This is a genomic window from Anaerobutyricum hallii DSM 3353 (genome assembly GCF_000173975.1).
Lineage (GTDB): Bacteria > Bacillota > Clostridia > Lachnospirales > Lachnospiraceae > Anaerobutyricum > Anaerobutyricum hallii.
The window spans coordinates 1-15,524 of sequence record NZ_ACEP01000020.1 but is presented as its reverse complement, the minus strand read 5'-3'; the positions used below and the strand labels follow the sequence as shown (position 1 = coordinate 15,524).

The 15,524-nt window shown below is 38.6% G+C and carries 11 protein-coding genes and 2 tRNA genes; all 13 read left to right on the top strand.

Annotated elements, in window-relative coordinates; translation table 11 throughout:
* Positions 1-47 precede the first annotated feature (47 nt).
* The 13 genes from EUBHAL_RS01385 (at position 48) to EUBHAL_RS01325 (ending at position 15,322) form a co-directional block, all read left to right on the top strand.
* A tRNA-Gly gene (locus tag EUBHAL_RS01385) sits at positions 48-119 on the top strand.
* A 29-nt stretch (positions 120-148) separates the two neighbouring features.
* Positions 149-220, top strand: a tRNA-Gln gene (locus EUBHAL_RS01380).
* Between the two features lie 344 nt (positions 221-564).
* Positions 565-1,062 carry a DUF6465 family protein gene (locus tag EUBHAL_RS01375; RefSeq protein WP_005343900.1) on the top strand — a complete coding sequence of 166 codons (498 nt, stop codon included), beginning with the start codon at positions 565-567 and terminating at the stop codon, positions 1,060-1,062.
* A 411-nt stretch (positions 1,063-1,473) separates the two neighbouring features.
* Positions 1,474-1,977, top strand: coding sequence for an SEC-C metal-binding domain-containing protein (locus EUBHAL_RS01370; protein WP_005343898.1), 504 nt, complete (start codon positions 1,474-1,476; stop codon positions 1,975-1,977).
* Positions 1,978-2,086: 109 nt separating this feature from the next.
* Positions 2,087-3,181: a hypothetical protein gene (locus tag EUBHAL_RS01365; protein WP_005343896.1), complete on the top strand. Its 1,095-nt coding sequence runs from the start codon at positions 2,087-2,089 to the stop codon at positions 3,179-3,181.
* Between the two features lie 250 nt (positions 3,182-3,431).
* The gene (locus tag EUBHAL_RS01360; protein WP_005343894.1) at positions 3,432-5,087 is read left to right on the top strand and encodes a putative manganese-dependent inorganic diphosphatase; all 1,656 of its coding nucleotides are present in this window, start codon (positions 3,432-3,434) and stop codon (positions 5,085-5,087) included.
* A 590-nt stretch (positions 5,088-5,677) separates the two neighbouring features.
* Positions 5,678-8,128, top strand: a complete 2,451-nt coding sequence (locus EUBHAL_RS01355; protein ID WP_005343890.1) for an ATP-dependent DNA helicase — start codon at positions 5,678-5,680, stop codon at positions 8,126-8,128.
* Between the two features lie 87 nt (positions 8,129-8,215).
* Complete coding sequence (locus EUBHAL_RS01350) at positions 8,216-9,118, top strand: DUF445 domain-containing protein (RefSeq protein WP_005343889.1); 903 nt, start codon at positions 8,216-8,218, stop codon at positions 9,116-9,118.
* 83 nt (positions 9,119-9,201) lie between these two features.
* Entirely contained in the window at positions 9,202-9,921 is a 720-nt protein-coding gene (locus EUBHAL_RS01345) for an NAD-dependent protein deacylase (RefSeq protein WP_005343888.1), read from the top strand.
* 2 nt (positions 9,922-9,923) lie between these two features.
* The gene (locus tag EUBHAL_RS01340) at positions 9,924-11,849 is read left to right on the top strand and encodes a J domain-containing protein (RefSeq protein ID WP_005343887.1); all 1,926 of its coding nucleotides are present in this window, start codon (positions 9,924-9,926) and stop codon (positions 11,847-11,849) included.
* Positions 11,846-13,543, top strand: coding sequence for an Hsp70 family protein (locus EUBHAL_RS01335; protein ID WP_005343886.1), 1,698 nt, complete (start codon positions 11,846-11,848; stop codon positions 13,541-13,543). The genes EUBHAL_RS01340 and EUBHAL_RS01335 overlap by 4 nt, the downstream gene beginning before the upstream one ends.
* 554 nt (positions 13,544-14,097) lie before the next feature.
* Positions 14,098-14,847: a sigma-70 family RNA polymerase sigma factor gene (locus EUBHAL_RS14595; protein WP_005343885.1), complete on the top strand. Its 750-nt coding sequence runs from the start codon at positions 14,098-14,100 to the stop codon at positions 14,845-14,847.
* A gap of 217 nt (positions 14,848-15,064) precedes the next feature.
* Positions 15,065-15,322 carry a heavy-metal-associated domain-containing protein gene (locus EUBHAL_RS01325; protein ID WP_005343884.1) on the top strand — a complete coding sequence of 86 codons (258 nt, stop codon included), beginning with the start codon at positions 15,065-15,067 and terminating at the stop codon, positions 15,320-15,322.
* Positions 15,323-15,524 lie beyond the last annotated feature (202 nt).

Here is a 15,524-nt window from a genome sequence, read left to right as displayed (position 1 = left end):
TATAGAAAAAGATAGTTTGTGTGTGGTTTTGAAGGTACATACCTTATGCACGAGTGGCTCAGTGGTGGAGTATCGCCTTGCCAAGGCGAGGGTCGCGGGTTCGAATCCCGTCTCGTGCTTCTATAATTAAATATTTTTTATAGTATATAGCGCTATCGCCAAATGGTAAGGCACTGGATTCTGATTCCAGCATTTCCAGGTTCGAATCCTGGTAGCGCTGTTTTTTTTATGTAATAGAAAGCATAAAGGAATAAACATTGGACTTATTTTTTTTATAACTAACATTTTGATATTTTAATTTTAACAGCCGGGAACTATAGTGATTTTACAAAATCTCGTAAAAATATGATACTATTTTAAATAATTTTTTCATAAAATATAAAAAATAATGTTATTTTGTAGAATTACTATAGAAAAAATTAGTAAGAAGTTGGAAAAACTACTTTTCAAAATAATATTTCCGATGTATAATAGCAAAGTATGTACTAAACAAACCTTAATCTACTTTCAGAATTTTTTAAAAGATTTTAGAAGGTATATCTAATAATTTAGGAGGAACTAATTATGGCAAGAACAACAGCAAGAACAGCAAAGAAGAAAGCAGCAGCAAAGGCAGCTACAGCAGCTAAAGCTACTACAAAAGCAGCAGAAGCAGTAGAAGAAGAAGTAAAAGATGCAGCTGTTAAGGAAGTAGAACCAAAGGCTGAAAAAGCAGTTGAAGCTGATATTAAAGAAGTAGCCGCAGCAGCAAAGGAAACAGTAAAAGATACTGGCGCTAAAGTGGTAGATAAAGCAAAAGAAGTTACAAAAAAAGTTGAAAAGACTGTAAAAGAAAAAGTAGCAGAAGTAAAAGCTGCTGCAGCAGACCCAGAAGTATATGTACAGTATCAGGGCAATGAGTCTAATTTAGCTGTAATCACAGAAAGAATTAAAAAGCAGTATGTAGAAGAAGGACATAAAGAAAGCGATATCAAGTCTTTAAAGATTTACCTCAAACCAGAAGATGCTTCCGCATACTATGTAATTAACGATAACAACTCCGGAAAGGTGTTCTTATTCTAAGATAGTAATTGATGCAGACAAGGGGAGACTCCTGAGACGTCCTCCGAAAGATAAATAAAGCATATTTGTGGCTTTATTTATCTTTCGGAGGGCTGTCTTTAGTGAACGTTAAGGCTGCTGCTTTCGCAAAGACAGCCACCATGAAGTAGAAGAAGCTATATTTGTGACCTCGGAGCAAGTGTTAGATGCGAGCGCGAAAGAGAGCATTCAACACGCCGCGACTAAAGTCACAAATATAGCTTCTTCTACTTCATGGCGGCGTCTGTTTAAACAGATAAACGAAATTAGAAAATATATGTTGAATTTCTAGATAGATTTTGGTATACTGTTATAATATATGATGCCATAGTTCCGAATATGGATATTTCCCCGCGAATTATGGGAATCGTTTGAAAAGAAAGGAAAAGAGATATGTCTTTATTAACAGATTGGAGAGAATTTGCGTATAGCCATGATGATAGAACCAGAGAAGGACAGGAATTCTGGATTGGATATTTCAATCAGGAGAAGGCAGTATACGAACAGATTCTTGCTACACCAGAAGAACCAGTAAGTGGAACAGTTACAGAACTGGCACAGAAATATAACATGGAACTTACTTACTTTGTAGGTTTCTTAGATGGAATCAATGACAGTCTTAAGAATCCAAATCCTATCGAGGAGATGGAAGCAGATACAGTGGTATCTTTAGATTATGATAAAGAGAAGCTTTACTATAATATGGTAGCTGCTAAGGCTGACTGGTTATATGGTTTAGAGCAGTGGGATGCTCTTTTAACTCCAGAAAGACGTAAGGAGTTATATAAGGAGCAGAGAAGCTCTACAACAGTAGTTAAGCCACCTAAGATTGGACGTAATGATCCATGTCCATGCGGAAGTGGTAAGAAGTACAAAAAGTGTTGTGGCAGAAATTAATAATCACGAATGAATATGAGGCATGGCATGCCTTGTGAATGGCATCCTGTATTTACAGGGTGCTTTTCATTTAGTGAACTTATAGGCGGCAAGGAAGATTGGAGAGAATATGCAGGACAGATATGTAGCAGACGAGGCGAGAGTGAGCATCAGCAGTTTAGAAGCAGAAACGATTATGAAAAGTACGCCTGTGCAGACAGTGAAGTCAATTCTTGGCCGGATTGGAATTGAATATGAAGATGGACTGCCGAAGGAAGCATATATTTCCGCCTTGAAAGAGGAGTTTTGTTCCGAGCCGAAGTGGGTTCTCCTTATGTTGCCAAAAGTAATGTTAGATTTTTTAACAGAAGTCTGGGAGAATTCTGTCATTGCGATGACAGAGGAACGCTGGAATTATATTGAGTATTTAAAAATTTTTGGATTTTTAGCTTACCAGATGGGCAATCCGGTCACAGATGAGCCGAACCGTCTTATTGTTGTGGAAGAGATGAAGGATAATTTTTATTTTCTGTTAAAGAGTAGGAAGAACAGAAAGCTTCTCTCGGTATATGATGAGTGGGAAAAGATAATTACCGGCTTCATGTATTATTATGGATTTATAGAGACAAGAACGCTGTATTCCCTGTTTTTAAAAGTATCTAAGAAGGTCATTTCTTATGAGGATTTTCTTCTCTTTATTAAGTGCCGCACTTCTTTGTGGCCGTTTGGAGCGATTTTAAAAGATACTTTCGAAAAGAATGAATATTTTCAATATCTGAATGTGGAGAATCCAGATATGCTGCTTGAATATGTCAGACAGCATGAGAATCTTCCTTATAAGCCGATAAAACTTGAAGATCTGATGTATGTCAGTGATGCGGCAGGGATTGATAATCGGTGGCGAGGAGTCAGTGAGCTTGGGAATCTTTTCATTGATAAGATGGGATTGAATTATTATCGGGCAACGGTTTTAGTAAGAACATTGCTTATTATGATAAAGAATGGCAGTTCTTATGAAAAGCTGCAGGAAAAGGTAAGTATTCTGTCCTTTGAGAACGCACAGATAAGAGAGGAAGTACAGCAGGCAGTAAGACAGATTTTTGAGAATGTTCCGGTATTTGAGTATAAAGGATATTCGAGGGCAGAATATAAGCGTTTATCTTATCAAAAACAATTGAAAAAAAGAAAAAATTTGTTTACAATTATAGATGGTGGAAAAGAATAGAAGAATTTGTACAGTAGTTCGAGATTTTTTACTACCAGTCATGTCTGTGAACATACTGGGAAAACTACCCAAAAGGTGTGATAATAACTGGTATGATAAGGGCAGGGAGTTCTGGTTTTCATAAACCGGGATATTTTACTATAGCATACTGGAAAGTAATGTAATCAAGACAATTCAGCAGATTGCCTGCAGTATTTTCTGGAATTGCGAGTATAAATAATAACTATAAAAAGGAAAGGAAATAGGGGATTTGAGTAAAAAGAATAATGTTTATGTAATCGGTCATAAGAACCCAGATACAGATAGTATCTGTTCTGCGATTTCTTATGCATATCTTAAGAATGAATTAAGTCAGAAACAGGAAGAGGGAGCAAAGTATATCCCAACAAGAGCAGGGCATATTAATGAAGAGACACAGTATGTATTAAAGTACTTTGAGCAGGAAGCACCATTATATGTGAATGATATCCGCCCACAGGTTACAGATATTGAGATTCGTAAAACAGCAGGTATCGAAGCTGGATTATCTCTGAAAAAGGCATGGGATATTATGAGAGGCGCACGTATCGTTTCTCTTCCTATTCTTGAGGATGAAAAGCTTGCCGGAATCATTACAGTCAGTGATATTGCTTATTCAGACATGGATGTATATGACAACATGATTTTATCCAAAGCTGGTACAAGCTATAAAAATATTGTAGAGACAATTGATGGTGAGATGATTGTTGGTGATTTAGATGGTGAATTTGAAGAAGGACATGTTTTAATCGCTGCTGCAAACCCAGATATGATGGAGGGATATATTGAGCCACAGGATATGGTTATTCTTGGTAACCGTTATGAGTCCCAGCTTTGTGCGATTGAGATGGATGCACAGTGTATCGTTGTATGTATGGGTGCTACTGTTTCTAAAACTATCCGCAAGATGGCAAAGGAACATGGATGTCGTATCATCGTAAGTCCATATGATACTTACACAGTAGCAAGACTCATTAACCACAGTATGCCAGTTCGTTATTTCATGACAACAGATAACCTGATTACTTTCCATACAACAGATTATGTGGATGATATTCAAGAGATTATGGCAAAGAGAAGATTCCGTGATTTCCCTATCACAGATAATCAGGGTAACTACGTAGGAATGATTTCCAGACGTAATTTATTAGATTTAGAGAGAAAGAAACTCATCCTTGTAGACCATAATGAAAAGGCACAGGCAGTAGACGGATTTGAGGAAGCAGAAATCTTAGAGATTATCGACCATCATCGTCTTGGAAATATTGAGACAAACTCTCCAGTATATTTCAGAAACCAGCCAGTAGGATGTACCGCAACAATCATCACACAGATGTATATGGAGAATGATGTCACAATTCCAGAAAAGATTGCCGGTCTTTTATGTTCTGCCATTCTTTCTGATACATTAATGTTCCGTTCTCCAACATGTACAGCACTTGACCATCTTGTTGCAGAAAAACTTGCATCTATCGCACATATCGACATTGAGCAGTATGCAAGAGATATGTTTGATGCCGGAAGTAATTTAAGAGAAAAATCTGCAAAAGAAATCTTCTATCAGGATTTCAAGAAGTTCAATGATTCTAACATTAACTTTGGTGTAGGTCAGATCAGTTCCATGAATAAGGAAGAACTTTCTGCATGTAAAGGAAAACTTCTCCCTTACATGGAAGAGGTTCGTACTTCCTACGGTCTTGATATGGTATTCTTTATGATGACAGATATCATTAATGAATCTACAGAATTATTAATGGTAGGAGAGATGTGCAAAGAAGTTATTGAGAACGCATTTGAGACAACCGTAGAAGACAGCTCCGCAGAACTTCCAGGAGTGGTATCCAGAAAGAAACAGTTAATTCCTGCAATTCTTGGACAGTTATCATAAATAGAAGAAGCCTTTTTCAAATACATTTCAGGGAAAAAACAGTAAAACTTTGAAGAGAATGAAGTATGCGTTTTGAGAATTTTCTTGTAGTTGTTTTCATGAGAAGATTTTGGGAATTCATAGACGATAAGAAGAGAATTTTTTATTTCAAATGAAAGAATGTTGTTATCTTAATACGAATATCAATAATTTCTTGAAAATTGAACAAAAAATTCCCCTACAAAGGCATGAAATTTTTAGAGAAGTATTGTATTATAATTAAAGTAATCCCCTAAGTTAAAGGTTAGTATTATACGGAGAATGTCCACAATGAGTTTTGCCCCTCATTGTGGGCATTTTCTTTTATGTAAAAGATTTTCCTGGGAACATTGGAAAGAAATAAAAAGAAATCAGAAAAAGCTGTATACAGGGAGAAAACAGTAGACAGGAAAGAAAAGATAAGTAGGAAAATTACGACAGTATTTCATTCAAAAGAAATAAATATGAAAAACGTAATTTATTATAGTGTAAATAATAAAAGAATTTTTATGAAATAAGAAAGAATGACAAAAAAGTATTAGAGAGCATCCAAAAAGAAGGAGGACTGTATTATGTTGTCCTATCAGAAAGGTGTCGTAAAAACTTCGGTGCGGCATCTGGTAGAATTTTTATTTCGAGGTGGCGATATTACGACGGGATCCTCGGTAAGTGCCAGCCCGGAGGCAATGCTTGAGGGTAGCAGGCTGCACCGAAAGATACAACGGGGGCAGAAAGCGACTTATCAGAGCGAAGTTCCTCTGAAAATGGAATGGCAGGAAGAAAGGTATGATTTAGTTTTAGAAGGACGAGCCGATGGAATTGACAAAACAGAGGTTAATAAGGATAGGCTTAGTGATGTTGATGGGATGAATCAGATAGAGAGTAATGAAGAAAAACTTACCTATGTTGATGAAATTAAATGTGTATATCGCGATGTGGAAGAGATAGAGGAAGCAGACATTTTACATTTGGCACAGGCAAAGTGTTATGCGTACATGTATGGAGCGAAGCAGGATTTAGAGAAGATAGGGGTACAAATTACATATTGTCATTTAGAAACTGAGCAGATAAAGAGAATTTTTTATTGTTATACTATGGGAGAGTTATCTTTGTGGTTTGCGGAAGTATTGGATGCTTACCGGATGTGGGCAGCGTATTATGTAGAGGCAAGGGAAAAGAGAAATGCAAGCATTCAGGCATTGCAGTTTCCTTTTTCTTTTCGGCCGGGGCAAAAGAAAATGACAGCAATTGCCTACCAGGCGATGGAGAATAAAAAGCACATCTTCCTGCAAGCTCCGACAGGAGTTGGAAAAACGATTTCTACGCTTTATCCTGCCCTAAAAGAACTTGGAGCAGAAAAAGCAGAAAATATTTTTTATCTCACGGCAAAGACGATTACAAGGACAGTGGCGGAGGATACGATAAAGCTGCTAAAAAAGCAGGGATTATTTCTCTCAGCAGTAACGATTACGGCAAAAGAAAAAATTTGTATTCAGGAAGAGATGCAGTGTAATCCGGAAAGTTGTGAGAGAGCAAAAGGACATTTTGACCGGATTAACGAGGCACTGTATGCACTGCTTACTGCAGAGTGCGAGATCAGCCGGGAGAATATTCTTTTATTTGCTGAAAAATATAAGGTTTGTCCATATGAACTGTCTTTTGAGGCAGCGGTGTGGGCGGACTGTATTATTTGTGATTATAATTATGTATTTGACCCGCATGTAAATAGAAAGAGTCTTATAGAAGGAAGTCTGCGGCAGAATATTTATCTTATTGATGAAGCCCATAACTTGCTTGACCGGGCGAGAGAGATGTATAGCGCAGACATTGCAAAGAGTGACTTTAAAGTACCGAAAAAATATTTTAAGGACAGGAACCGGTTTTTATTTAAAAAGCTAGGTAATTGTGTTATGGCACTCAGAAAGTTAGAAAAGCAGGCACAAGATGGGACCCGTTTCAGATTACATGAGAATGTGGATGCGATGTATTTTCCTATTTTTCATCTGATTGGGCCCTTAGAAGAATATCTTGCTGACCACGATAATTTTTCGGAGCGCGAGGAGATTGTTGAATTTTATTTTAAGCTTACGCATTTCTATATGATGTTAGACAGTATGGACAGCGGTTATGAGATTTATAGTGAGAAGCGGGGACGAGACTTTTTATTACGGCTTTTTTGTGTGAATCCGTCTGATAAGCTGGAGGAATATATTGAAAATAGCCGTTCAAGTATTTTTTTCTCGGCAACACTTTTGCCAGTGCAGTATTACAGGCAGCTTCTCGGCGGTAACCGCTTTGAGGCATACCAGATAGCTTCGCCATTTGCGAAAGAGAATCGGCTTCTTGCCATCACGGAAGATGTGACGAGTCGCTATACGAGACGAGGCGAGTGGGAATACGGAAAAATGATTCGTTATCTGGAACTTTGTTTAGAAAAAAAGGCGGGGAACTATATGATATTTTTTCCTTCCTATGAAATGCTTACCAGCGTGTATGGGATGGCAGAACAAAGCAATCTTGCGCTGGTTTCGGAAATTATTGTGCAGGAACCTTCGATGGAAGAAAGAAGCAGGGAAGCTTTCCTTGAAAAGTTTCGGGAACAGTCAGGGAAGCCGCTTATCGGTTTTTGTGTTCTTGGCAGTATTTTTTCAGAGGGTATTGATCTTACAGGAAACAGTCTTATCGGCGTGCTGATTGTGGGAACTGGCCTGCCACAAATCTGTAATGAGAGAGAAGTCATACGGGCATACTTTGACAGACAGCAAAAAAAAGGATATGATTATGCGTATCGGTATCCGGGAATGAACAAAGTGCTGCAGGCTGCTGGAAGAGTGATTCGGACAGCAGAAGATGTGGGAACGATTCTTTTAATGGATGAACGTTTTTTAGAAAGGGATAATCAAAGCCTGTTGCCGGAAGAATGGGAGAGCTATTATGCGGTGAACCGGAATAACTGCGGACAGGTTTTGGAGAATTTCTGGAATGGCTTAGATAATGATAAAGTGGAAGAAGCGGAATCCTGACTTGATTCTTGCATTTGCAACAGGATATGATAATATGTAATTATTCAGAAATATGTTGAATGTACTCTGAAAAAGGAGGAATAAACTATGTGGAAATATATTGTCACACCAATTATCGGGGCAATTATTGGTTATGTGACAAACTGGATCGCGGTAAAGATGTTATTTCGCCCGAGAAAGGAAGTCAGGGTATTTGGAAAGAGACTTCCCTTTACACCAGGCGTAATTCCAAGAGGACAGGCAAGGCTGGCAAAAGCCGTTGGTAATGTCGTGGAAACACAGCTTTTAACACCAGAGTATATGGGAGAGAAGCTTCTTTCTGAAGAGTCAGAAAAAGAGTTTAAAAGTCATATACAGGCATGGGTAGAAGAACAAAAACGATCTGAAGATACACTTCATTCTGCGGCAGTAAAGATTGTGGAAGAAGAGAAAGTGGATGATTTTGCTGCATCGGTTGAAGAAGATTTAACAGACTTCCTTTCAGAAAAAGTTATTGCGATGGAGCCGGGTAAGCTGATCGTAGATAAGGTAGTGCAGGAGGCACAGAGAAAGCTTGCGGATTCCATGTTTGGGATGATGCTTGGCGGTTCTTTTATTGAGAAAATCGCCGGACAGATTCAGGAAGGGATTGATGCCTACATAGCAGAGAATGCCAGAGGCTATATCGAAAAAGAGGTAGTGGCAGCATCCGAAGAATTACAGGCAAAGCCAATACCGGAAGTAACAGGATTCTTTGAAGAAAAGGGAATTTACGACCCGGAATTTCTCTGGAGGCTTTATAAGAGAATCATAGAAGAAAAACTGCCGGCATTACTTTCCTCCTTAAAGCTTTCAGCTGTAGTTGAGGAGCGGATCAATGCGATGAAAGTAGAAGAAGTTGAGGAACTGGTACTTTCTATTATGAGTAAGGAACTTGGTGCGATTGTAAATCTTGGAGCGGTGATTGGCCTTATATTAGGGCTTGTGAATGTGCTTATTTTTATGATTTGATATAGAGCGTGTTTGAAAAGTAATTTTTGGCAGAAATATTTTTAACAAGTATATAGATACAGTGATGTAAGGAGGTACATGTTATGAACGAAAAAATCAAAAAGTTAAAGGAAATTATTGATGGGACAGATAACCTAGTATTTTTTGGAGGTGCCGGTGTTTCTACAGAGAGTGGTATTCCAGATTTTCGAAGCACAGATGGACTATACAGCCAGAAATATGATTTTCCGCCGGAAACCATCGTTAGCCACACCTTTTTCATGAAACGAAATAAGGACTTTTTTGATTTTTATAAAGATAAGATGATGGCACTCGATGCCAAGCCGAATGCAGCACATTATAAGCTTGCAGAGTGGGAGGCACAGGGAAAATGTCGTGCGGTTGTGACGCAGAATATTGACGGGCTTCACCAGATGGCAGGAAGTAAGAATGTATTAGAGCTCCACGGAAGTATTCACAGAAATTACTGTATGCGGTGCGGCAAGTTTTTTGATGCTGCTTATGTAAAAAACAGCGAGGGTGCACCAAAATGCGACGAGTGCGGCGGACTGATTAAGCCGGATGTTGTTTTATATGAAGAAGGGCTTGATGAAAATGTCATTTCCAAGACCATTCACTATATTAGTCAGGCAGATGTTCTTATTATTGGAGGAACTTCTTTAGTTGTGTACCCAGCAGCGGGACTCATTGATTATTTTAAGGGAAGCCACCTCATTTTAATTAATAAGTCAGCGACACAGAGAGATTCACAGGCAGATTTAGTCATTAACGATAAAATAGGAGAAGTATTTGGACAGTTGTAAAGATGAATGATTTTTTTAACACATTAGGAATAGAAGCGACAAAAGAAGAAAAGAAAATTAAGAAAGCATATCGGGCGAGGCTTCATGCGGTGAATCCGGAAGATGACCCGGACGGATTTAAGCGTCTGAGGGAAGCTTATGAGGAAGCGTTAAAATACGCCAGACAAAAGGAAGAAGAGCCAGAAAATCTTTCTCCGGCAGAGGAATTTATTTCCCGGTGCGAACAGCTTTACAAAGATTTTTATCGGAGAATTGACGAGCAGGAGTGGGAAAAGCTTTTTTCAGAAGATATCTGTATCAGCTTAGAAAGCGGCGAGGAAGTACGCCAGAGATTTCTTGTATTTTTAATGGAGAATTTCCGTCTGCCATCACCAGTATGGAAAAAGATTGATCAGACATTTTCTATTACAGGAAATCGAAAGGAACTCCTAGAACTGTTTCCAGAGCCTTACGTTGACTTTTTGCAGCAGGTTGTCCGCTATAATGGTGCGTTAAATTATGAATTATTTGAGGGTGATGTTAGTGAGGACGTCGACGATTATATCGAACATTACCATAAGCTTCGCCAGTATGCAGATCTTGGTATGCGGAAAGAAGCGTGGGAAGAATATCATTTTATAGAAGCAAATTATGATATTTGCCATCCTTATATTTTATTAGAAAAGGCAAGGCTTCTTTACAGTGATGAAGAGAGGAAAAAGCAGGAAGAGGGCGGTGAAATTTTCCGCTCTCTTGCAAAGAAGTATCCACAGGAAGAACGGATTGTATGCTGCTATGGACGATATTGTCAGGAAAAAGATACATGGGATGGAACGATTGCATTGTACGATGCGGTATTAGAAGCACATCCGGAATCATTTCTTGCAAGAACCGGAAAGATGGAATCAATACTTCATGAGGGACGCTACCGAGAGGCAAGAGAGTCTATTCTTGATTTGTTAGAAGAAAGCCCGGTAGATGAACGGCTTGTGGCAGATCTTAACAAGGCAAATGTGTATGTGATAGCGGAATTGGAGCCAAAATATAAAGATAGTCTTTTAGATCAGGATGGTCTTATGGAACTTGCATGGTGCTATTATCAGAATTCCAGATTTGAAGATGGCATTGCGCTGATGGATGGCTTTGTTCCAGATGAGGAGCATTATCTTGACTACCACAACTTAAAGGGTAGAATTTTCTTAACGGTTAATAAGGATGCAGAAGCGTTAGAACATCTTGTTCCGTGGCTTCACGCAATACAAAAGCTTCGTCCAGATGGAACAAAGAAAACGACCAGACAGATGGCACGCCTTGGCTATGCATATTATACGATTGCCTCTGCAAAGGCAGATTTGATTCTTGATGGACAGGAAGGCAGTCTTTTAGAAGTAATGGATTACATAGAAAAAGCGGTGGAAGCGGAGCAGGATTTTTCACAAAAAGTAAGTTATTACCATACAGCGGCGGATATCTGGCGCAGAAAAAAGGAATATGCAAAAATGTTTGATATCTGCGATAAAATTATTGCGCTTGACCCACAGTATTATCCTGCATATCTGCTTCGTCAGGAAGCCTGTCTGTATCTTGGAAGGTACCAGGAAGTAATCAATGATTATCAGAGAGCGACAGCTCTGTATCCATACCATGCAAGACCATACTGTACGTTGATTCGTATGTATCTGTCATTTGGCGAACAGGACAGAGTGAAAGATATCCTTCAACTGGCAAAAGAAAATGGAGCAAACAGTGATGAACTTGAACTACTTCGGGCAAGATATATTGCAATAAGAGCAAAGAGCCGAAAAGATTTAGAAAAGGCACTTTCCATTCTTGAAAAATTAGAAAAGAAAGGCTGGTCTTTACAATCGGAGATGGACGAAGAGGAATGGGCAGAGATTGTTTATCGAAAAGCGCAGATTTTAACAAGATTACAGGAGGAAACACGGTGATTATTGGAATTGATTTAGGAACAACAAATTCTCTTGCGGCGTATTATACAGAACATGGACCTGAAATTATTCCAAATCGATTAGGAGAAAGACTGACTCCATCAGTAGTCAGCATAGATGAAAATGATCAGGTTTATGTAGGAAAAACAGCGTTAGAGAGAATGGCGGTTTATCCAGACCAGACCGCAAATTTATTTAAGAGAAGTATGGGAAGCCGGAAGGAATTTAAGTTAGGAAATAAAATTTTTACAGCAACCGACCTTTCAGCAATGGTGCTTCGTTCTTTAAAAGAAGATGCGGAAGTGTATCTTGGAGAGGAAGTAACAGAGGCAGTTATCAGTGTTCCGGCATATTTTAATGAGGTAAAACGAAAAGCGGTAAAGCAGGCAGGAGAGTTGGCAGGACTGAAAGTCGAGCGAATTATCAGTGAGCCGACAGCGGCAGCGATTGCTTATGGCCTTTATCAGAAAAATGATAATACCCGCTTTCTTGTTTTTGACCTTGGCGGCGGCACTTTTGACGTGTCCATCCTTGAGCTGTTTGACGATATTCTTGAGGTAAGGGCTGTTGCAGGAGATAATTATCTTGGTGGCGAGGACTTTACAAATCTGATTGTTGAGGAATTTTATAAAGAACACGGACTTACAGAAGAAAGTCTTTCACTAAAAGAGAAGTCTTATTATCGTAATCAGGCAGAAAAAAGCAAATGCAATGCCACAGGAGATGGCTTTTACCGGATGCAGGCATCTGTTAATGGGGAAAAAGTAGAAACACTGATTCCAAGAGGTGCTTTTGAGAAGATGAGTAGCCAGCTTTTAGATCGCATCAAAACACCAGTAAGAAAGAGCCTTTCTGATGCTGGTGTAAAGGCGCGGGAAATTGATGAAGTTGTTTTAGTCGGCGGCACAACAAAAATGCCGCTTGTCCGTAAGTTTGTCGGCAAATTATTTGGCAGAGTACCGGATACAAGCATTAACCCGGATGAGGCAGTTGCACTTGGAGCGGCAATCCAGGCAGCGATGAAGGAGCGAAAAGAACCGGTAAAAGAAGTCATCCTTACCGATGTCTGCCCATTTACTCTTGGAACGGAAGTATCTGTGAAGACAGAGAATGACCATTTAGAAGGTAATCATTTCTGCCCGATTATCGAGAGAAACACCGTAATCCCGGCGAGCAGAACCCAGCACTTTTTTACTGTTTACGATCACCAGACACAGGTAGAAATACACATATTACAGGGCGAGAGCCGATTTGCCTCAAACAATGTTTCCCTTGGAACATTAAAACTTACCGTCCCGGATAACGAGGCTGGAAAGGAACAGATTGACATTACTTATACTTATGATATTAATGCGTTACTTGAAGTCGAGGCTAAAATCGTCTCCACAGGAGAGACCGTAACCCGTCTCATAAAGAATCAGGAAAACAGCATGACAGAAGAAGAGATGAAAGCCCGCATGAGGGAACTTTCTTATCTTAAAATCCCGCCAAGAGAACAGGAGAAAAATAAAGTCCTCCTTCTTCGCGGTGAACGGCTTTATGAAGAAACCACAGGAGAACTCAGAGAACAGCTTGAGATGGTAACCCAGCAGTTTGAGAGAATCCTTGACAGACAGGACCCTCTGAAAATCGAGGAAGCACGGAAAGATTATGAAGAGGCATTGGACTGGATCGAAGAGGAAATGTGGATATAGGTATAGAAAATGATTTGCTAACAAAAGGGGGCTTTCTATAACAGACGGAAACTGGTATAACAGATGAAATCTTCCATAACAGACGAAACCGAAAAATACCATAGCATCCTATCTGTGACTTTAGTCGCGGCGTGTTGAATGTTCGCTTAGGCGCTCGCATCCAACACTTGCTCCGAGGCCACAGATAGGATGCTATGGTATTTTTCGGTTTCTGTTTTTTGCTGGGCAGAAATTATTCATTTTTTATCTATTTTTGTTGAATAGAAATCATTCATTTTTATTATCTGTTTTGTTGAACAGAATTATATATTTTCTATCTTTGAAGGGATTTGTGGATGAAGTCGATAGTTTTTTTGCTGAGTTAATATATGATGAAGTTCTTTTTTTAATATATTTTTTAGTTTTTCTTTTTTTCTTGCGACATTTTTTCTTTTTCTTTCGTCTAATAAGTAGAAGCGACAAAAAGCTTTTCAGTACACATGTGATTTATAACAGAAATCGAACAATGATTTTTATTATTTTAACAATTGTTAAATGCTAAAAAGGAGTAAATTATGGAAATTACACGTCTTGTAAAAAGGGCGAAGAGGAAGGATGCAGATGCTTTTACAGAACTTATGGAATCGCAGATGCAAAATATGTATAAGGTTGCCCGTTCTATTTTATCGAGGGATGAAGATGTAGCGGATGCTATTTCAGATACAATTCTTGTATGCTGGGAAAAGATAGATACGCTAAAGAAAAATCGGTTTTTTCGGACATGGATGACCCGGATTCTTATTAACAAATGTAATGATATTTTAAGAGCCGGTCAAAGAACGGTATTTACAGATGAACCATTGGAAATAGAGTACATGGAAAATGAATTCTTAAATCTGGAATGGATTTTAAAAGGTTCTAATGAAAGTCAGAAATTTGACATAAATAAAGAGTTTGGAAACACAGGTGTAAAACTTGTCAGTGCAGAAATTTCTGCATTAGGTTTGGAACTCGTTTCAGATTATCCAAAAGGCTGTAAATATGCTGACATGAATGGGGAGCATCAGCCACCTTCCTTTGCAGGCGTAAAGATGAAAGATGGAAAAGTTTATACTTATGAAAGTGTTGTAGATGGAAGTGGAGAGCAATTTGAAACAGGTAGCTCAGGTAAACTATATGGAAAATTTACCGAAACAGTTACAACAAAAAAGATTTTGGAAGTAAAACAGATAAAAGCATTGCTATTCTTTAAAAAATCGGCAGGAGACAGCGAAACATATAAGGCAGAGGATTATTACGAAATACCATTAGATGTTGAAAAATAAAAAATCCATCTATGGGGAAGGGCTATGATGATGTGGATAAGATGATGGAGGATTTGCTGTATTGAAGTATATAATTAAACCAACGACAAGCTAAGGTAATTGCCTGATAATTTTTCTCAATACCTCCTCTTGCCTCAATTATAAGGAATGCTTATAATAAAATAGTATTTTCCGATTAAAATACTGGGAAAACTATATTATAAAAGGAGAGATTAAAATGGTACAGCTTACTTTAAGAATAGACGGAATGTCCTGTGGAATGTGTGAGAGCCATGTAAATGATACGATTAGACAGAAATTCAATGTAAAAAAGGTTACATCTTCTCATAAAAAGGGAGAGACAGTAATTGTTGCAAACCAGGCGATTGACTCTGACAAATTAAAAGCAGCAATTTCTGAAACAGGATATGAAGTCCTCGATATAAAAGAAGAACCATATGAGAAGAAGGGATTTTTCTCTTTCCTCAAAAAATAAATTCTGATTTTCCTCCAATCGCCAAAGACAGCTCCCAAAGAGAGACCATACCCTATATTTGTGGCCTCAGAGCAAAGGTTGGATGCAAGCGGTTAAGCGAACATTCAACCTGCAGCGACTAAAGTCACAAATATAGGGTATGGTCTCTCTTTGGGAGGGTCTCCTTTGCCTGCGGCAAATCAGAAGTTATATTTTTCCTTCT